We start from the raw sequence: 16,546 nt of genomic DNA, 5'->3' as shown, positions 1-16,546 counted from the left end.
CCGTCAGATGCCCAGGGCGGTGCGGGTCTGGGCCATGCGGTCCTCGCCGTGGACCTTCTCGACCAGGTTCACGAAGTCGATTTCAAGGATGGTTTCGCCGTCGATCACTTCCTTGTAGTAGCTCAGGCTGTACTTGAAGGTCTGCTCCACCATGTCGCCAGCCTTGGAGCTGCCGGGGTCGCGCTCGGTCAGGCGCCCGCGCATGACGACTTCGACGGCCTGCACGCCCTCGCTGTCATCGGTCTGCAGGGCGCCGGCAAAGCGCAGCATCACGGCATCGTGCTTGGCGGCGCCCCATTGCTTCATCAGGCCCTTCATGTAGCCGGCCGCCTTGAGTTCGGCTTCCATCTTGTCCTGGCCCATGTCCAGATCAACGGGGCCATTCATGCCGCCCCCACGGTATTCCTCCAGCTTGCGGGTGAGGGTGGGCAGGGTGACTTCGGGCATTTCGCCCATGTAGTTCTCGCCGTCGATGAAGGTGGCGAAGTTCTTGAGTTTGCGGGGCAGTCCCATGGTGTGGATCTCCTGTTTTCTGGAATGCGGCCGGGCTTATTGGCCGGTGCCCACGCGCATGGCGAAGTCGGCGAAGTACTTGTCGGTGATGCGCTGGCGGAATCCCAAGTCTTCCAGCGGCGGCACGGGCGTGTAGTCGTAGTCGATGACCAGCTTGCCGGCCTTGAGGGCTTCGGTGGTGTTGACTTCGTCGTCAAACCAGGCGCGGCCGTCGAGGATGTAGCCCAGGGCCTTGAGCTCGCGGAACTTGGCGTTGATGCCTTCGATGATGTCTTTCACCAGGCTGGGGTGCAGAGGCTTGTCGATGAATGCGAAATGGCCTTCTGCCACGGTGTCGGCCAGCACCTGGGCGGTGCGGGTGGCGGACTCGAAGCGGAACAGTTCGTCCGTGCTGCAGGTGCGCGACCCCCAGAAGCGGTAGCCCTGGTAGTTGATCAGCGTGGTGACGTTGCCCTCATTGAGAATGTTCGCGTCCGTCTCCGAGCTTTGCAGGTCGAAATGCACGTCCTTGCTGATGCCCACCGGGCCATTGAGCGGCACGTTGGAGAGGGTCTTGTGCCAACCCTGCTCCACGTCGATGCGGGCGCGCAGGCCCAGCGCATAGGCCACGGCCGGCACGTTGGTGGCCGCGTTTGTGGTGGTGCTCCAGGCCTTGAAGTCGGGCCAGATGACCATGGTTTCCCGGGCGCCGAAACTCTCTGCATAGGCCAGCGCCTCGCTCACATCGTCTGCGCCGTAGCCCTGCACGTAGGCCATGGCGCGCAGCTTGATGGCGGCGGCCGTCAGCGCATCGGCCACGGGCTTGGAATCCAGGCCCGGCGCGCCCAGGATGCGGGGCTTGACGCCCAGCTGCTGCTGCGCGGTGAGCAGGGCCTGAATGCCGGAGCGCTTGCCGCCCACGTTGTCGCCAATGACCAGGCTGGTCTGGTCGGCCTCGGCCTCTTCTGGCGTGGCACCTGCGCCCAAGGGCACGCGGACGATGACGAGCACGGGGCGGGACTGGTCCTTGATGGCCTTCAAGGCCTCGGGCAAGGTGCCGGTGGTGCCAGCCGCGTCCAGCGCCTTCTCGATGTTGGTGAAGAGGACAGGCGTATCCAGCGGGAATTTGGTGGGGTCGGCCCCGGGGCCGGTGGCCACCAAGCCGATGACGGCCGTGGAGACGATGCGCAGCGTGGTGGTCCCGGTGTTGACTTCCGAGACGCGCACGCCGTGGTGGTAGCCGGCGAGTGACATGGTGATGGGCTCCTGCAGGGGTTCGGTGGGTGTGCGGTGTGTGTCTGCATGTTCCCCCGCCCGCGCGTAGGCGGCCAGCGATAGGGCCGGTGCGAGCCGGTGCTACCCCAAAGACAAAGCCCGCCGAGTGGCGGGCTTGCGGTGGTGGTGCGGGTGGCGCGGCCAGGTCAGGCCGGCAGCTCGTCGGGGCGGGGCGGCGTGTCCGTGATCTGCAGCGCGCGGCCGTCTGCGATCAGGCCCACGGTTTCCAGCAGCTGCACGCCGGCCGCCACGTCCGGGTCGTCCAAGTCGATGAAGCTGGCCAGCTCCTGGTCCTTCAACGTGCTGCGCAGCTGCGCGGCCTGCTGGCGTTCACCGCTGGTGGCATCGGCGCGGTCCACGGCGGCCCATTCGATGGCGGCGCGCTCGGCGCCCGTGAAGCGGCGGCGGAAGGCCAGCGGGGTGATATGACGGTGGATCTGCGGCGCGGGCGCGGGCAGCTCCTGCTGCTCGGCCAGGCGCCAAGCGCCCGGGTAATGCTGCTGCGCGAAGTCTTCCGAGGCCCGGATGGTGTCCACGACTTTGCCGGCTTTCAGGATTTCGATGATGGGCATTTCAACCTCCCTTGTCCACGAAGAATTTCAGTAACGCATAGCCGTCGCCGCCCGGACCCGCGCCCACCTGCCCCGCGCCACCGCCGCCGCCCAGACCACCCCCGCTGCCATAGCCATTTCCCCCGGCAGCGCCGCCCCCGCCGCCGTTGCCTCCTTTCCCGGTTGGGGATGCGCCGCTGCCACCGCCACCACCGCCTCCGTTGCCACCCGGGTACCCCTGGCCCCCACTGGAGGCGCCTCCGCCGCCTCCAAAAAAGCTGATGCCCCATTCCCGGTCCGACGCATCAAAGAATGTGCCGTTGTTGGCAGAGATCGCTCCTGTGGCATCCGCGTTGCTGGGCATCGCGCCGCCGCCGCCAAATCCCGCGCCCGGTCCCGAGGTGCCACCGCCGCCGCCGCCATTGACGGAGGCTGATGTGGTGGCGTCCCCACCCTTGGCCATGATGTCCACGCCCGCGCCGCCCGTGGCACCTGCAACCAGCATGCCTGGCCTTACGCTGGCCGCGCCCACATCCCAATTTGCCGAAGGTGTCGGCCCAGCAGGCAGGGCGATGGCGCCTGCGCTGGCGAGTGCGTACCGACCACCCGGGCCGCCGTAGGCCACGTAGCTGACGCCTGCCACGGTGATCGTGGTATTGCCCCCGGCGCCTCCATTTTGGTTTGCTACTGCGTTTGCGCCGGCCGCGCCTACAGCCACCACCACCACGTCGCCAGCGCGCACGCGCAAACGCTTGGCGCCCCAGCTGCCGCTGTATCCGCCCGTCGCGGTGTTGGCCGAGCTGCTGCGCGCTGCACCCGCGCCACCTGCGCCCATGGCGCGGATCTCAAGGATGCCGTTGGCTGGTGCTGTCCATGTCGTAGACGCAAAGCAGATAACGGGAACGCACGGCCCCATGGCCCGCGTGCCTGCCAAGTCGCTGGCCCTCATAGATTCCCCCCCGTGTCATGCCCCATGGCCAGCAGCCACAGGTTGTCGCCGGCATACACGAGCCTGATGTGCCAGCAGTTGTAATCAAGAACCAGGTCGTCTTTGCGGCGGTTGATTTCGTGCAGCGGGTTGGCGCGCACGATGGTGATCAACCCCAGGCGCCACAGGCCCCAGGGGTCCAGCAGCACGATGGTGTCGCCCCGTTCAGGTGCGGCGGGCAGCGCGCGGCTGTAGGCGGCATCGGCCTTGAGCAGATAGGCCACGCCCGCCTGCAGGGCCTGGCCATTGGTTGCGCTGTCCGCGTAGCCGTGGCGCAGCCGGTCCAGCAGCGTTTGCCCGGTCTGCGCCTGCGCCGGGTTGCTGGCCTGCAGCACGGATTGCAGGTCCACGGACTTGTCGGCAATGTCTTGGGCCAGCTGCTGAATCCGAAGGGCCTGTTGCAGCAGGACTTGCGCCGTTTGCTGCTGCAGCTGGTCGATGGTTTGCCCGGTGGACTGCGCCAGGGCCTGCAGGGCTTCCTGGCTCGCGCTGGCCTCAATGGCCTGGCCCATGTCGTGGGCCACCTGGTCAATCATGCCCAGCGCTTCGCGCAGCCGGGGGTTGTCCACCTCCAGCTTGTTGCCGGGGTGCGGCAGGGGCAGGCCCAGGTGAGGCGTGTCCTCCAGGACGGGCGGCAGGTCTTGCACGGTATCGTCAGCCATTGTCCCTCCTACAGCACCACGGCGCGCAGGTTGTCCACCAGGGGGCGGGCGGTAGTGGTGCCCGTCAGCGTGAGGCGCAGGCGCAGGCTGGCCGCGCTGATGCCCTGCAGCCGGTGCGTGAGTTCGATGGTGCCGGCCGTCTGCGGGCTGCTGGACAGGTAGGGCACCTCGGTCCACTGCTCGCTGGCACCCAGCTGCGCATGCACGGCCACGGCCGCGCCGGCCGGGATGGTGCCCTCGAAGATCACGCGCAGCTCGGTGCCGCCCGCAGTGGCGATGGCGGGCGTGATGTAGGTGCCCGACTGCAGCAGGCTGCCCACGGCCAGCAGGGTGGCAGGGGCCAGCACGGCGCCCATGCCCGACTCACCCACGCGCAGCGTTGCTTTGACGCGCACGGTGCCGGTGTGGGGCTCATCCAGGCGCACGGGCTGGCCCGCGTCGGCCTCGATGGTTCGCAGCACGGCGCCGCCCGCGCCCAGCATCTCGATGGCGTAGGTGATGCGCGCCGTGGGGTCGGGCTGCTCGGCGCCGGCATTGATCAGCAGCATGGTGGCGTTTTCCACGTCCTGCGCGCCGACATCCACGGTCTTGACTGTGGCCGGGTATTGGGCCTCGAACAGATCAAAGCGCAGCACGCGGTTGGCGTGGCGCGTGACGATGCCCGAGGCGTTGATTTCCAGCAACTGGCCCACTTCGGCCGGCGCGGCCGTGACCCAGCCCGTGCCGTCCTGGCGGGCATCTCCGACCTGGGCCACGGCCAGAGCCGTATCGGTGTCTGCAGCGGACACGCACAGCGCGTAGCTGGTGCCCGCCTGCAGCTGGACCAGGGCCGGCCAGCTCACGCGCGTGGCCGTGCCATCGGTCTTGGTCTGCGCGCTCTCCACGCGCTGCTCGCGCAGGGCCAGGCCCGGCAGGCCGGCATCGTCCAGGGCCGCCAGCAGCACCAGGGCCGGGCCGCCGCTGGCCGTGAAGTACAGATCCAGCGCTGCGCACTGCTGGGTGCGCGCAGGTGTGATGATTTGGGTGAGGGTGCTATAGGACATAGGTGACGGTGCCAAAGCCTGCGATTCGGGCGCTGTACCAGTTGGACCCGAGAACTTGCAGATTGAGTTTCAGGGTTGCGCTGCCCACGTATTGCGCCCGGCCCGTGCTGCCGTGCTCGCCCTTGATTTCAACGGTCTTGGCCCCCACGGGGACGCCCTCGGGGATGGTGAATTTCCCCGCCAGCACGCCGGCAGCGTTGGCCACCAGGCCGCCACCTGCCAGCGGGTGGGCGGTGACGGGCTGGCCGTCGAAATGCAGGCTTTGCAGGGCCTCCAGCGAGCGGAATCCCGCCAGCGCGAATTGAACTTCGATGGGGCGCAGGGTGATGCCGCTCAGGTCCAGCAACTCGGTGTTGATCTGGTTGCGGAACTGCGTTTCCCTGTCTACCGCTGCGCTGCCGAACCCGTCGTAGAACCGGACGAGCTTCGGATAATTGAGGGTCTCAGGAACCTCCCAGCGGTCCACGCTGGGCACCAGCTCAACGCTGGCCGGCAAGGCGCCTGCCGTGGCCTGTGCGTTGATCTTCATGGCGCGGCTGGTGGCCGTCTGGCCCATGGTCTTGGCCAGCGTGTACTCCAGGCTGTGGACAGTCTTGCCATCGCCCAGCATGTAGGCGTTGTCGGCCTCATACAACTGCAGCGCCCCGCCCGCCACCATGGCGGTCTGCTGCAGACCTTGATCCCGCATGCTGTCGTCCATCATGGGATCGGCGAAGTAGCCTTTTTTCAGGCCGCTGTAACGACCCGCGGTGTCGGTGGCCAAGCGCAGCTCGGCCAGGTCCAGCTCGATGCGGTCCATGCGGTCGCGGTAGGCCACCAGGGTGGGCATGGACACCACGCGCACGCCGTCCGGCTCGGTGCGGCGCGTGTCGGGCTCCCAGGTCTGGTAGATGCTGCCCAGGGCCAGCACGTTGCCCGGCACATCAGGCGGCACGGGCTGCCATGTCGCCGGGATGCCCTTGACCACGTTGATGCCCCCATCGCCACCCATCACGATGCGGTCAATGCGGCGCAGCGCATAGCGGTAGTCCACGAGGATCAGTGTGGCAGGCAGCGCGCCCTGCACGTCAAAGCCGCGCGTGGTCTGGTTCTGCGCAGGCTCGGTGCTGATGTAGTCATAGCTCACGCTGTAGGTGCTGCCCGGTGTGGGTTCGGCGCCGGCCGGGCTCCAGTCGATTTGCCCGGCCGTCAGTTTGTAGTCCACGTCCTTGGTGTACGTGGTCCCGCCCTGGGTGACGCTGTTGATCTGCACCACGCTGGCGTCGGGCAGCGGGTCGGCAGCGCCGACGAAACTGCCGTGCACCACCTGGGCCGACTTGCGGCGCGTGATGCGCAGGGTGGCCTGCTCCAGCACGGGCCAGCGGTCGAATGCCACATGCTGCAGCGCATCCGTGCTGCTGCTGTGGGGCTCACTGTTGACCTGGGCCATGTTGGCCTTGGCTTCAAAGACGAGGCGCCGGTCGGCAGGCACTTCGATGGCCACGCCGCCCACACGCGCGGCGCCGGCCGTGATGGCGTAGACCTGGCGGCCCTGGTCATCGTCGGGCAGCTGCAGCGTGATCAGGCCGCGCACGACATAGGTGCCTCCGCCCGTGCTCTGCTCGTCATAGCGCTCGATGGCCTTGGTGACGGCGTTGAGCTGGGGCGCGGGCTCGCGCGGCTTGACGATGCCATCTTCAACGGTCCACACGGGATAGAAATCCCCTTCGCCCTGGCCCTGCAGGCCCCAGGCGACGGACACCTGCAGGCGGTCGGCGCCGGGCTCCCCGTAGCCGCTGGTGCCCACTGCGGGGTTGTACAGGGTCGGGTCTTGCTCGGCCGTGACGATGCGCGTGGCGTAGTGCACCCCAATGTAGACGGTGCCCTGCACGGCAATTTGCAGCGCGGCGGCGGCCACGTCATGGACGGCGCCGTTCAGGTAGATGCTGCCGGCTTCCAGCTGGCAGGCGCCGGTTTCTGCATTGACACTGCAGCGCGCGCCGGCCGTGATGTCGCCATCGGCGAACAGCACATCGGCCACGCGGCGCAGGGCATAGCGGGCCTGGGCCTGCATTTCGTTGGGCTCGGCAGACTGCGCCACGCGGTCGGCGTGAAAGATGTGCTGCGTGTAGCCCTTGGCGGGGTCGTGTCGGTTGTAGCTGGTCATGCGCGGCTCACAGTGGGATCACGATTTCTTCGGTGGCTTTGGTCGTGCCGCTGCGCAGGACCGGCGAGCGGTATTCCAGGCAGTACACGGTGCCGGGGTTCTCCACCTCGGCCGGCGTCAGGTAGCGCTGGCCAGGCGGCACGCCGGCCTTGGCCACGGTGCCGAAGAACACGCCGCACTCGCGCACGGTTTCGCCCTGGGCATCGCCAAAGCCGAACGTGGTGCGCAGCAGCAGAAAGGGCGTGGGCACCGGGCTGGTCTTGTAGTAGACCTGGCCGGGCATCTCGATATCGTGGTCCTGGGCGGTGCCGGGCACGGCATAGCCCACATCCACCACGGCGCGGCGGCCGATTTCGTCCTGCAGCGCGGTGCGGTTGGATGGGTTGGCAGGTGGCGCGGTCCACGCTCCATCGCCACGGCCCCATGCGATGTGCACGGCCATGGCGGCCAGGGATTTGGCCAGCGCAATGCGGCCGGCGTCTTGCAGTGTTTGCATGGGCTATTCCTCGGATTCGGTGGTCTTGCTGTGGATGTTGGATTGCTGCCAGCGGTCGCTGTCCCAGCGGCCCGTCCAGCCCCGGGCCGGGGCCATGCGGGGCTGGCAGGCAGCGGCCGCCAGGTGGTGGGCGGCGCCAGGCCACTGGCCCGGCCGCGTGCCTGCGCTGGCGGCCCAGGCTTCGCCGTTGGTGGTCCATGGCTGATGCTGGGCGCGCTGCGGCGCCAGGCCCGGGGTGGACTGCAGCTGCCCGCCTGTGGCCAGGCGCTGCATGCGGCCGTCCCAGCGCCACACATCCAGGCGCAGCTGGTCGGCACGGCGCATGCGGCCACTGGTGTGCAGGTGGTTCGCGCTGCGCAGGGGCGTGAGCTTGGGGGGCTGGGACTGGGACTGGTTGATGCGGCCTTGGCTACCGATAACGGGCGGCTCACCTTCGCCCACGTCCACAGGCGTGCCGCTGTCGTTGTCCCAGAGGGCGCCGTCCAGCTCGGGCGCACGGTCCCAGCGCAGGGCGCGCAGATCGAAGCGATAGAACACGCGGTAGAAATGGACGTGCGGCGGGATGCTGGCCCGTACCACATGGGCCATGCGCGCGATATCGGCATTGCTGACTTCGCGGCCCGGGTTGATGTGCAGGCGGGCGCCGTCCTCTTCCAGGGTCACAGCCAGGTAGCCCTGCCAGGCCAGCGCACGGCGCACGGCGGCGGCGCTGCCACGCTCGCGCAGCCATGGCAGGCCCTTGGCCAGCAGCTCGCGCGGGTCGGAAAAATAGCGCTCGAATTGCCCCAGCTGCCACTGCTGTGCCAGCCAGGGCAGCAGGGCCGGGTGCTGGGCGGTGTTGGCCGGCTCGGCCGCATCGGCCATGGTGCCCCAGTCGCGCGGCAGCGTGGTGTCTATCACGCGCTCCAGGCTTGTGGATGCGGGCGGCAGGATGCTGCGGCGGGCGTCCATCAGGCCACCCCTGCGTCGATCAGGTCCACGGCGCCCAGGGCCGGGAATTCGCCGGCGGCGATGGGCGTGATGGGCGCGGGCAGGGCGTTGTCCGGGTAGTCCACGGCGTGCACGCCATCGACGTGCAGCAGCGTGGTGATGTAGCTGCGTGCCACGCTGCCGTCCAGGCTGGCCATGCCGGCAAAGGCCGCCTGCAGGCGCGCCTGCAGCTGCTGCAGCAGGCCGGCCGGCGCGGTGCGCGTGCGGGTGATGCGTGCGGTGATTGCGATGGTGCGCGGCACGGCCACGGCCACATTGACGGGCACGCCCAGCATGCGGGCGTTGTCGGCATTCAGGGTCTCGGACACCAGCTGCCGCACGGCCTGGGCCTGGGCCTGGTCGGTGACCCACAGCATGACGAGCACGCTGCCCGGCGCCTGCTGGCTGGCCCGCACGGCGCGCACCAGGGGCGAGGCGGTGAGGGCGTGAAATTCGTAGTGCTCGCGCGTGCCCTGGCCGGCGAGGGCGGCGATGCGCAGCTGCAGGCGGGTGCGCAGGCGGTCGTCGGTTTCGCCATCCTGGCGGGTCACGCCGTACTGCGCGGCCAGGTGGTCGAGGTCGCCGCCCGTGGCAAAGGCCAGCAGGTGGGCGCGGGCGGCATCGTTGACGCGGGCGCGGTACAGCAACTCACGGTAGGCGCAGGCCTCTAGCAGCTTGACGAGGGGATCAGATTCGAGCGCCAGGACTTCTGCTAGCTCGGGCGCGCGGGCCAGAATGTCGGCCTTGAGGTCGGCCAGTATCTGCTCGAAGTCCAGCGGCTCGATGATCTGCGGTGCGGGGAGGGTGGCCAGGTCTGTGCCCAGGGATTGGCTCATGGCGCGCCCCCGATGGTGACGGCCAGGCGCAGGGCGCGGGCCTTGGCGGCGGCGCCGGTCAGCAGGTTGCCCACCACGGTGATGGTGGCCCGGCCCTTGGTCAGCGGGTCGCGCTCGATGTTGAGCTGCTGCAGCTGCAAGCGCGGCTCCCAGCGCATCAGGGCACTGGCGGCGGCGGACAGCAGGCGGATTTCGGTGGTGCGGTTGTCGGGCTGGTCCACCAGCGCGGGCACGAGCGAGCCGTAATCGCGGCGCATGACGCGCGTGCCGATGGGCGTGGCCAGGATGTCGCCGATGGACTGGCGCAGATGCTCCACCTCGGTGATGGCGCGGCCGGTGTTGCGGTCCATCATCGCGGCGCCCCAGTGTTGCTGTCGCCGGAGCGCACGCCGCCGTGTACGTGCTTCACCAGGCTGATGCCCTGGGCCTCGATATCCACGTTGGTGCTGATGCCCCCGGCCGTCATGCTGAGTGATGCGCCGCCCACGTTGAGCTGCAGGCTGCTGGGGGTCATGTGCAGGCGGCACTGGCCCTGCCCCACGTCCAGCGTGATGGACTCCAGGCACATGATTTCCAGGGCGCCGCGCAGCCACTGCAGGTAGTTGTCTTGCGCCCAGTCCATGCGCTCGCATTCAGGCTGGTCGCTGGGCTGCGGCATGGCGTCGGAGTACAGGCCCACCAGGGCCACGCCCTGGGTCATGTCGCCGCCCTGGCACAGCACCACGGCCTGCTCGCCCACCACGGGCGGGGACCAGTGCCGGCCGCCCTGGGCGCCGCCAGCGCGCAGGGCCAGCCAGGGGAGCCATGCCGTGGTGTTGTCGCCCACCTTGACGCGCAGGCGGGCCGGGCTGGCCAGCTGCACGGCGGCCACGGTGCCGCGCCGGATCAGGTTCTCCAGGCGGCGGGCGGCCTCGTAGGGCGATTCGGTTTGTGCGACGGGCGATTCCATGGCCCCCATGGTGGCCACGCACGCGCGCGAAGGCCACAAGCATGGCCGGTGCCAGGCGGTGCAACCGCCGAGAGGCGATCTTGAGTTTCAGGTGCTGCAGCACCAGGGTGCGCAGTTTGTCCAGATCCTCGTCGCCGTAGCCCAGCAGCTCGCGTGCCGGGTAGTCGTAGCGCGGGCCACGGCCGGGGTTCACGTTGTCGGTTTCGCCGAAGTGGTGGACGCGGGCCACGCGCTGGGCACGGCCCAGGAATTCGACCACGGCGCCGTCTGTCTGGCCCTTGGCCTGCAGGGCTTTGGCGCGCTTGAGCTTGGCCATCATGGGGCCGGTCTTGGTTTCAAAGCGGGGCTTGCGCCGGCCCTTGAGCGACGGGGGCGGCTTGCGTGCTTCCCAGCGGCTGCCGTCTGGCGCCTGCTGCTGCGTCATGCGGCGCGTGTTGGTGGTGCGCAGGCTGCGCGCCACCTGGGCGGCCAGGCGCTTGCGCTCAGGCGGGCTGAGCTTTTCGAGGAAGGCGCCGGCCCAATCCTCCAGGGCCTTGAGTTCCTGGGCCATGGTTTACAGCGGCATGCGTTGGCGCCAGGCGGGCGGCAAAAATTCCCAGGTGGCCAGCTTTTGGTCCCGCATCCACAGCTCCCAGACTTCGAGCTGCCGCACGTCCTTGCCATCGAAGCGCTGCAGGCCTACGGGGCCGGGTTCGTCGGGGTGTGTGATGCGCAGGCGCGTGTCGTGGTCCGGGTCGGGTGTGACGATGGCGCGCTCTGTGAGGTCTATCTCTATGCCCAGGTCGTAGGTGGATGCGCTTTGTGGTGCCACGCCGAAGCGGATGGCGTTCTCACGCTTGGCAGGGTTGTCGAACAGCACGGGCTGGTTGACCTGGCACCAGGCCAGCAGCGGCACCATGATGGCGTCCGGGTGGCCCGCGTAGCCCAGCAGTGTGGCATAGGCGGTGTATCGATACTCGAAGGACAGCGAGGCCGTGCCCGTGGCGATGAGGCGGCCGTCATCGCCATAGACGATGAAATTCTCAGGGTCGCGCGCCAGGTCGGGCGCGCATTGGGCCAGGAAGTCGCGCAGGCTTTGCAGCTTGAGCATGTCAGCCCCCCATGCCGGCCAGCGTCCGCTCGGTCCACAGGTCCATGGCCTTGCGCATCAGCTCGTATTGACCGATGCAGTGATTCAGCTCCCTGATTCCCTGATCCCCATCGTTGGCGATGCCGGCAAGATTTGCCGCTGCCTCTGGGTCAAGTTGGGCATACGCGGTTTCAGGCCCAGCGGCTCCACCCTGGGCGGGGCCGCGTGGCGCAGGTCCACCGCAGGCGGGCACTGCAGGGACGATGGGGACGCGCACGCGGACAGTGCCAGCACGCACGCCAGCGACATGGGTTTGATGAGCTGCATTGGCGTTTCCTTGGGTGGTTTCGAGTTTGGCTTTCTGGTCTGCGATCTGCTTGCGCAAGTCGCGCTCTGTGTCGTCGCGCTCGGCGCGCAGCTTGTCCACAGCCTCGTCGGCCTTGCGCTGCTGAGCCTGCAGGGCGGTCTGCTGGGCCTTGGCGGCGCTGCCGCCTTCGTAGAGCACGCCCGCGTAGAACGTGGCCAGGACCAGGGCCAGGAGCAGCACGCCGGTCAGCAGGAATTGCGAGCCGAGCAGGCCGCGCTGGTGGTTGTGTGGTGTCACGTCAGGGCCTCCATGCAGGCGCTGTGCCGCGCGAGCTGCCGGGTCCAGACGCCGCGGCAAACGCGGTTGCCCGGCGTGCTGCAGTCAAAGCGCCAGCGGCGCGGCCGGCCCGCGCTGTCCCATTGGTAGGCGGTCCAGCCTGCGGCCTCCTGCCGCGTGCTGGTCATGTAGCGATAGGCCAGGTAGGCCTGGCAGGCGCCCGCATAGTCGCCGGCCCAGGTGCGCGCCAGCATGCTGGAGCCGCGCCAGGCGCCGCAGCCGTACTGCCCGGCAAAGTCCACGGCCTGGGCGAATTCAGCGGGGTGCATGGGCGTGTCGCCCAGCGAGTCGCGCACGCAGGTGCCGTATTGCGCTTCCAGCAGGTTGGTGGCCAGCTGCCGGGCACGTTCGCGCGTGATGGGCGGATCTTCCATGGTCACGCGCTTGCCGTCCTCGTAGTGCGTGGTGCCGTGGCCGATGGTGGGCACGTCTCCCTGCACCGGCACGATGGGCGCCGAGCTGAAACCCTCGGCCGCAATCCAGGCGGTGACGATGGCCGCACCGATGCCCAGCAGCTTTGCGGGGATGCGCTGGCCGCTCATGCCTGCACCTTGCAGGCTGCGGCCTGGTCCAGCGCTTCGCGCGCCTGCTTGGCGCGGCGGTCATCGCGTTCATTGCTCCAGCGCCACAGCAGGTAGGCGGCCTGCAGCAGGAGGTAGAGGATGGTGAGCGCGGTCACGGTGTGGGTCATGGTCCAGCCATTGGCCAGATTGGTGGCCACCACGGTGACGGGTGGAGCGGCCTTGGCTCCCTCTACCGCAACGGCTTTCACGATGGTTTCGCGGTCCATATCAATCCCACAGTTGAATCATTGGGCGTGCCGGCGCGGGCGCGGCCACCAGTTGGACGGGCTCCCCAGCGCCCAGGCCTGCGGCGCGCTTGGCCAGGCCCGGGTGGGCGTTGAGCGTGGCTTCCACGGCGCCGGCCGTGCGGCCCAGGTGCCGGTGGCACAGGGCGTCCAGCGTGTCGTGCTCATGGGCGCGCACGGTGGTGGTGGGGCTGCTGGTGGTGGCCATGGCTACAGCAGTTCCACGGTGCAGCGGGCACTGCCCACCAGGTCGGCAATGGCCCAGCGCTGGTTTTTGCGGTGGTAATCCACCTTGGCCGCCAGGGCCTCGCGCACGGCTTCCTCGCCGCCGCCACCCACCTTGGTGGCCGCGCTTTCGCGGTAGGCCTCCTGCAGATCCGCCTGCAGGCATTCGTGCACGGCGCGGCGGTAGTGCAGGAGCTTGGCGCTTTCACCGCCCACCTGGGGCGCGAGCACGTCCGCCAGCTGCTCATAGCCCCAGCGGGCGCGCTGCTCGGCCGCCCATTCCTGCAGCTCGGCATTGACGCTGAGCATTGCGGCCTTGAGGGCGAGCAGCAGGCGCGGTGTGGTCACGGTGCCGTCCAGGCGGCAGGCATCGCGCACCTGGGTGGGCACCAGGTCGGGAAACCAGCCGTCATTGCTTACGGTGGGCTCTGCGGTGGATGCGGGCGGGTTGGCGTTGGCAATGAAGGACATGGCGGGCGGGGGCGGATGGTGAAGGTGGGCGGTGGTCCGTGGCGTTGGCCGTGCATGGCATGGCCAGATGGCCGTGGCCACGGAGCCGCCCGGCGCGGGGGGTGCGCTCAGGTGGGAGCGTCGGACTGCTGCAGCTCGGTCAAGCGGCGCTCCAATCGCTCCACGTCTTTTTTCACGCCCACCTTTTCAAACAAGGTGACGGCGCGTGTCAGGTGCTCCAGCGCGATTTGCACGGGCTGCAGCTCCAGCTGTTTAGGGTCCACCTCGGTTGTGGTGGTCTTGCCCATGGCGGCCCAGCCGATGGCCTTGTGCAGCTTGGCGCGCACTTGGTCATGGATGTCCAGGCCAGCGGTGAGCTGGTCCACCTTGGCCAGCGTTACCAGGGCGTCATGGCCGGCCAGCTTGCCGGCAATGGCGGCCTCGGCGGTTTCCTCCATGACCACCGAGGCCAGGTCGCGGCTGTACCTGTCGGACATCTGCAGGCCGTGGCGTAGCGCGTAGTCGGCCAGCTCCAGGACGCGGGGCCAGTTGCCCACGTCGATCTGCCACACGAGCACCTCCACCAGCACCGGGTCCTGGGCGCCGGCATCGGCCTGCAGCACGCCGTCGATGTAGGCATCGAAGTCGGGCAGCAGCTTGACCTTGGCCGCGATCTTGTTGTCCACGGCCTTGATGTTTTTCAGCGTGGCCTTGTGGGCGTACAGCGTGGCCAGCATGAGCTGGTGTTCGCTGCCTTGCATGGGGCCGTGCGGGTCGGCCGCTGCTGCCAGGGCGGCCTGCTGCTCGGCCAGCACGCGGGCTAGGTGGCGTTGGGCGGGAGTCTGCGGCATTGGTTGCTCTCTTGGATGGCGGAATTGCGGGGCCACGTCTTGGCGAAAGTCGTGGCCCCAAAGGCCCGGAGACGGTGCGATCAATCTCTGGGGGTGGCCTCGATGCTTTGGGCTATTCCAGAATCTCGATGTTTTCCACGAGGGCACACAGGCCGTAGTCCTCGATCACGTAGTCATCGTTCGAGCTTTCATAGAACTCGATGCGGTTGCGTTCGGGGACTTCCTTGATGGCGCGGCGGCGTGCGCCGTTCTGGTAGTAGATGGAAAGGTTGTCCAGGCGGGTGACGAGCACGCTGTCGGCCGGGAAGTAGGGCACGGTCAGGCCTGGCAGGTTTCCCAGACGCTTCTGGCTGCGCACGATGTCTGCCGCCAGTCGTTCGGTGGGCGCGTCGTAATCCGACACCAGGGGGAACAGCTTGTCATGCATCAGCTTGCGGCCGGTGATGGCAACAAGCCCGGGATCTTCCTGATGCCAGGTGTCCAGCAGCGTGTTGGTCACGTCGAAGACCAGGGCATCAAGGTTCTTGTAGTCGCCGCCAGACCCCACAGAAACCTTGCCAGCTTGCTTGCCTTCGCTCATGACACGGGCGGCCGCCTTCTGGCGGATGTTTTCCAGCCAACCGATGTTGACGTCCTGCAGCAGCGGGTTCTGCACGCGATTGGTGTTGTCCGCTGCGGTCCTGCCATTCCACCCGATCATGATGCGATCGAGCGCGCAACGCTTGGCCACCACTCCGCTGATACGGGTCTGAAAGTCTTTGAACTTCGCCCAGGAGTCGATCTTCGCGTAGGTCAGGTGCGTGTCGTAGTCGGTATGGCGGCAAAAATACTTGCCGCTGTCCATCGTGGTGGGGTCGCTGGTCTTGCGCACGCCGTTGCCGCTGGTGTCAGTGCGACTGGCGATGGTGCCACCCACCCCCAGGCCGACCTTTTCACCAGACTGCTCGGCAACGCCGTTGATGTTGATCAGGCCGAGAAATTCACTCGACTCCTGAATCTTGGTTTCCAGGCGCTGCTGGACCGTGGGGTCAACGTTGAATTTCAGGGATGCATCGGACACGCCCGACATTTGAGCCTGGCGGGCCATGTAGTCGTTGTAGAGCTTGCGCGTGGTGTTGAGCATGGTCTTTTCCTATGGGGTCTGCGGTATGAGGGGGCCAGGGTGGCCGGTATCAGTAGTCGGCCTGTTCCACGCCGCTGCCGCCATTGGCGGGCGGGCGTTGGTGGCCGGGCTGCTCTTCCTGGCTGAGCTTTTTCACCAGGTCGGTGTGCTGGGTTTGGAGCTGGGCGAATTGGCTGGCCACCGCATCCTGCTTTTTCGCCATGGTTTCGAGCACTTGGCCGATTCCGGTGAAGGCTTCCAGCACCTTGTCCTTGTCCATGCTGTGCGACTGCACGGGCTCGGGCTTTTTTTCGGGCTGCGGCATGAGGCGCTCCAGCACCTTGGTGAATGCGCTCACCACGGCTTGCACTGCGCCGGATTCGCCACCAGTGACTGCCGGTGTCTCTTCAAACACCAGCTCCGCCGGTTCAGCCACCGAGAACATCAGCGCCTGGTCCACCTTGCGGCCGACAAACGGGCTTTTCGCCAGGTCGCCAGCCGAGAACTTCAGCACCTCGGTACTGAGCGAGGCGGGGCTATCGGTAACGGCCAGGCCGAAGAAGTAGGCGCCGCCCGTCTTGGGAAAGCTGGGATGAATTTCGATGGAGCTGAAAATCTTCTGCCCCTTCTTGTTCATCTCGATGAGGCCCTGCAGCGGCTCGATCTGCGCGAACAGCTGCAGCTTCTTGTCCTCGTTTTCTTCGGCTTTGAGTGCCAGCACGTCTCCCAGGGCGTCGAATGGACCACCGGGCACGGTGCCCCGGTAGTGCTCCAGCCAGACCCGCGCACCATAGGTTTTTTCGCGGTCATAGCTGGCGGCCATTTGCTGGATTTCGGCGCGCGTGATTTCGCGGCCATCGGTGGTGGCGCCTTCGGTGGCCACGCGGAACCATTTGGACTTGGTGGGCATGTGCTGCAGTTCGGTGGATGGTGTGGATCGGCCCCTTTTGGGGATGCCTCTATGCTCCCGCCGCACCGCGTAGGCGTCCAA

General features: G+C 67.8%; 21 protein-coding genes and 1 pseudogene. All 22 read right to left on the bottom strand.

Annotated elements, in window-relative coordinates; all coding sequences use genetic code 11:
• Nucleotides 1-3 precede the first annotated feature (3 nt).
• The 22 genes and pseudogenes from JHD82_RS01800 to JHD82_RS01700 all read right to left on the bottom strand — a co-directional run bounded on the left by JHD82_RS01800 (nt 4) and on the right by JHD82_RS01700 (nt 16,465).
• On the bottom strand, nt 4-513 hold the full coding sequence (locus JHD82_RS01800; RefSeq protein WP_199135238.1) for a phage major tail tube protein: 510 nt from the start codon (nt 511-513) through the stop codon (nt 4-6).
• Between the two features lie 36 nt (nt 514-549).
• Nucleotides 550-1,746 carry a phage tail sheath protein gene (locus JHD82_RS01795; RefSeq protein ID WP_199135237.1) on the bottom strand — a complete coding sequence of 399 codons (1,197 nt, stop codon included), beginning with the start codon at nt 1,744-1,746 and terminating at the stop codon, nt 550-552.
• A gap of 167 nt (nt 1,747-1,913) precedes the next feature.
• Nucleotides 1,914-2,339, bottom strand: a complete 426-nt coding sequence (locus JHD82_RS01790) for a hypothetical protein (RefSeq protein WP_199135236.1) — start codon at nt 2,337-2,339, stop codon at nt 1,914-1,916.
• A gap of 1 nt (nt 2,340) precedes the next feature.
• On the bottom strand, nt 2,341-3,153 hold the full coding sequence (locus JHD82_RS01785; protein WP_199135235.1) for a hypothetical protein: 813 nt from the start codon (nt 3,151-3,153) through the stop codon (nt 2,341-2,343).
• A gap of 110 nt (nt 3,154-3,263) precedes the next feature.
• Nucleotides 3,264-3,968, bottom strand: coding sequence for a hypothetical protein (locus JHD82_RS01780; RefSeq protein ID WP_199135234.1), 705 nt, complete (start codon nt 3,966-3,968; stop codon nt 3,264-3,266).
• A gap of 8 nt (nt 3,969-3,976) precedes the next feature.
• The gene (locus JHD82_RS01775) at nt 3,977-5,011 is read right to left on the bottom strand and encodes a virulence-associated protein (protein WP_199135233.1); all 1,035 of its coding nucleotides are present in this window, start codon (nt 5,009-5,011) and stop codon (nt 3,977-3,979) included.
• Nucleotides 5,001-7,157 (bottom strand): DUF4815 domain-containing protein, encoded by a 2,157-nt coding sequence (locus JHD82_RS01770; RefSeq protein WP_199135232.1) that lies wholly within the window; start codon nt 7,155-7,157, stop codon nt 5,001-5,003. Before JHD82_RS01770 ends, JHD82_RS01775 begins: the two co-directional genes overlap by 11 nt.
• Before the next feature lie 7 nt (nt 7,158-7,164).
• Nucleotides 7,165-7,653, bottom strand: a complete 489-nt coding sequence (locus tag JHD82_RS01765) for a hypothetical protein (RefSeq protein ID WP_199135231.1) — start codon at nt 7,651-7,653, stop codon at nt 7,165-7,167.
• A gap of 3 nt (nt 7,654-7,656) precedes the next feature.
• Complete coding sequence (locus JHD82_RS01760; RefSeq protein ID WP_199135230.1) at nt 7,657-8,604, bottom strand: phage tail protein; 948 nt, start codon at nt 8,602-8,604, stop codon at nt 7,657-7,659.
• On the bottom strand, nt 8,604-9,458 hold the full coding sequence (locus JHD82_RS01755) for a baseplate J/gp47 family protein (protein ID WP_199135229.1): 855 nt from the start codon (nt 9,456-9,458) through the stop codon (nt 8,604-8,606). Before JHD82_RS01755 ends, JHD82_RS01760 begins: the two co-directional genes overlap by 1 nt.
• On the bottom strand, nt 9,455-9,808 hold the full coding sequence (locus JHD82_RS01750) for a GPW/gp25 family protein (RefSeq protein WP_034348225.1): 354 nt from the start codon (nt 9,806-9,808) through the stop codon (nt 9,455-9,457). The genes JHD82_RS01755 and JHD82_RS01750 overlap by 4 nt, the downstream gene beginning before the upstream one ends.
• Nucleotides 9,808-10,407, bottom strand: coding sequence for a phage baseplate assembly protein V (locus JHD82_RS01745; RefSeq protein WP_199135228.1), 600 nt, complete (start codon nt 10,405-10,407; stop codon nt 9,808-9,810). The genes JHD82_RS01750 and JHD82_RS01745 overlap by 1 nt, the downstream gene beginning before the upstream one ends.
• Nucleotides 10,408-10,504: 97 nt before the next feature.
• Nucleotides 10,505-10,957 (bottom strand): annotated as a pseudogene (locus tag JHD82_RS30440) (phage virion morphogenesis protein); the annotation flags it as partial.
• Between the two features lie 3 nt (nt 10,958-10,960).
• Nucleotides 10,961-11,497, bottom strand: a complete 537-nt coding sequence (locus JHD82_RS01740) for a phage tail protein (RefSeq protein WP_199135227.1) — start codon at nt 11,495-11,497, stop codon at nt 10,961-10,963.
• 1 nt (nt 11,498) lies between these two features.
• Nucleotides 11,499-12,080 carry a hypothetical protein gene (locus tag JHD82_RS01735; protein WP_199135226.1) on the bottom strand — a complete coding sequence of 194 codons (582 nt, stop codon included), beginning with the start codon at nt 12,078-12,080 and terminating at the stop codon, nt 11,499-11,501.
• A complete protein-coding gene (locus tag JHD82_RS01730; protein WP_199135225.1) occupies nt 12,077-12,661 on the bottom strand; it encodes a glycoside hydrolase family protein in 585 nt (194 codons plus the stop codon). The genes JHD82_RS01735 and JHD82_RS01730 overlap by 4 nt, the downstream gene beginning before the upstream one ends.
• Nucleotides 12,658-12,909 (bottom strand): hypothetical protein, encoded by a 252-nt coding sequence (locus tag JHD82_RS01725; protein ID WP_096915352.1) that lies wholly within the window; start codon nt 12,907-12,909, stop codon nt 12,658-12,660. Before JHD82_RS01725 ends, JHD82_RS01730 begins: the two co-directional genes overlap by 4 nt.
• A 1-nt stretch (nt 12,910) precedes the next feature.
• Nucleotides 12,911-13,135, bottom strand: coding sequence for a tail protein X (locus JHD82_RS01720; protein ID WP_133073860.1), 225 nt, complete (start codon nt 13,133-13,135; stop codon nt 12,911-12,913).
• A gap of 2 nt (nt 13,136-13,137) precedes the next feature.
• Entirely contained in the window at nt 13,138-13,623 is a 486-nt protein-coding gene (locus JHD82_RS01715; protein ID WP_199135224.1) for a head completion/stabilization protein, read from the bottom strand.
• A 107-nt stretch (nt 13,624-13,730) separates the two neighbouring features.
• A complete protein-coding gene (gpM, locus tag JHD82_RS01710; RefSeq protein ID WP_199135223.1) occupies nt 13,731-14,453 on the bottom strand; it encodes a phage terminase small subunit in 723 nt (240 codons plus the stop codon).
• Nucleotides 14,454-14,565: 112 nt separating this feature from the next.
• On the bottom strand, nt 14,566-15,576 hold the full coding sequence (locus JHD82_RS01705; protein ID WP_096915356.1) for a phage major capsid protein, P2 family: 1,011 nt from the start codon (nt 15,574-15,576) through the stop codon (nt 14,566-14,568).
• 49 nt (nt 15,577-15,625) lie between these two features.
• On the bottom strand, nt 15,626-16,465 hold the full coding sequence (locus JHD82_RS01700; protein ID WP_199135222.1) for a GPO family capsid scaffolding protein: 840 nt from the start codon (nt 16,463-16,465) through the stop codon (nt 15,626-15,628).
• Between the last annotated feature and the right edge of the window lie 81 nt (nt 16,466-16,546).

It is taken from the genome of Delftia sp. ASV31 (assembly GCF_016428765.1).
Taxonomy (GTDB): Bacteria; Pseudomonadota; Gammaproteobacteria; order Burkholderiales; family Burkholderiaceae_C; genus Comamonas; species Comamonas acidovorans.
The sequence above is the reverse complement of the archived record's forward strand: the minus strand, read 5'-3'. Positions and strand labels throughout refer to the sequence as shown.

What these genes read in the sequence shown, in the direction of transcription:
- JHD82_RS01730 (WP_199135225.1), bottom strand. Translation starts at nt 12,661, where the DNA reads ATGAGCGGCCAGCGCATCCCCGCAAAGCTGCTGGGCATCGGTGCGGCC.
- gpM (WP_199135223.1), bottom strand. Translation starts at nt 14,453, where the DNA reads ATGCCGCAGACTCCCGCCCAACGCCACCTAGCCCGCGTGCTGGCCGAG.
- JHD82_RS01745 (WP_199135228.1), bottom strand. Translation starts at nt 10,407, where the DNA reads ATGGAATCGCCCGTCGCACAAACCGAATCGCCCTACGAGGCCGCCCGC.
- JHD82_RS01785 (WP_199135235.1), bottom strand. Translation starts at nt 3,153, where the DNA reads ATGGGCGCAGGTGGCGCGGGTGCAGCGCGCAGCAGCTCGGCCAACACC.
- JHD82_RS01725 (WP_096915352.1), bottom strand. Translation starts at nt 12,909, where the DNA reads ATGGACCGCGAAACCATCGTGAAAGCCGTTGCGGTAGAGGGAGCCAAG.
- JHD82_RS01715 (WP_199135224.1), bottom strand. Translation starts at nt 13,623, where the DNA reads ATGTCCTTCATTGCCAACGCCAACCCGCCCGCATCCACCGCAGAGCCC.
- JHD82_RS01780 (WP_199135234.1), bottom strand. Translation starts at nt 3,968, where the DNA reads ATGGCTGACGATACCGTGCAAGACCTGCCGCCCGTCCTGGAGGACACG.
- JHD82_RS01790 (WP_199135236.1), bottom strand. Translation starts at nt 2,339, where the DNA reads ATGCCCATCATCGAAATCCTGAAAGCCGGCAAAGTCGTGGACACCATC.
- JHD82_RS01760 (WP_199135230.1), bottom strand. Translation starts at nt 8,604, where the DNA reads ATGGACGCCCGCCGCAGCATCCTGCCGCCCGCATCCACAAGCCTGGAG.
- JHD82_RS01765 (WP_199135231.1), bottom strand. Translation starts at nt 7,653, where the DNA reads ATGCAAACACTGCAAGACGCCGGCCGCATTGCGCTGGCCAAATCCCTG.
- JHD82_RS01750 (WP_034348225.1), bottom strand. Translation starts at nt 9,808, where the DNA reads ATGGACCGCAACACCGGCCGCGCCATCACCGAGGTGGAGCATCTGCGC.
- JHD82_RS01700 (WP_199135222.1), bottom strand. Translation starts at nt 16,465, where the DNA reads ATGCCCACCAAGTCCAAATGGTTCCGCGTGGCCACCGAAGGCGCCACC.
- JHD82_RS01740 (WP_199135227.1), bottom strand. Translation starts at nt 11,497, where the DNA reads ATGCTCAAGCTGCAAAGCCTGCGCGACTTCCTGGCCCAATGCGCGCCC.
- JHD82_RS01720 (WP_133073860.1), bottom strand. Translation starts at nt 13,135, where the DNA reads ATGGCCACCACCAGCAGCCCCACCACCACCGTGCGCGCCCATGAGCAC.
- JHD82_RS01775 (WP_199135233.1), bottom strand. Translation starts at nt 5,011, where the DNA reads ATGTCCTATAGCACCCTCACCCAAATCATCACACCTGCGCGCACCCAG.
- JHD82_RS01770 (WP_199135232.1), bottom strand. Translation starts at nt 7,157, where the DNA reads ATGACCAGCTACAACCGACACGACCCCGCCAAGGGCTACACGCAGCAC.
- JHD82_RS01795 (WP_199135237.1), bottom strand. Translation starts at nt 1,746, where the DNA reads ATGTCACTCGCCGGCTACCACCACGGCGTGCGCGTCTCGGAAGTCAAC.
- JHD82_RS01705 (WP_096915356.1), bottom strand. Translation starts at nt 15,576, where the DNA reads ATGCTCAACACCACGCGCAAGCTCTACAACGACTACATGGCCCGCCAG.
- JHD82_RS01800 (WP_199135238.1), bottom strand. Translation starts at nt 513, where the DNA reads ATGGGACTGCCCCGCAAACTCAAGAACTTCGCCACCTTCATCGACGGC.
- JHD82_RS01755 (WP_199135229.1), bottom strand. Translation starts at nt 9,458, where the DNA reads ATGAGCCAATCCCTGGGCACAGACCTGGCCACCCTCCCCGCACCGCAG.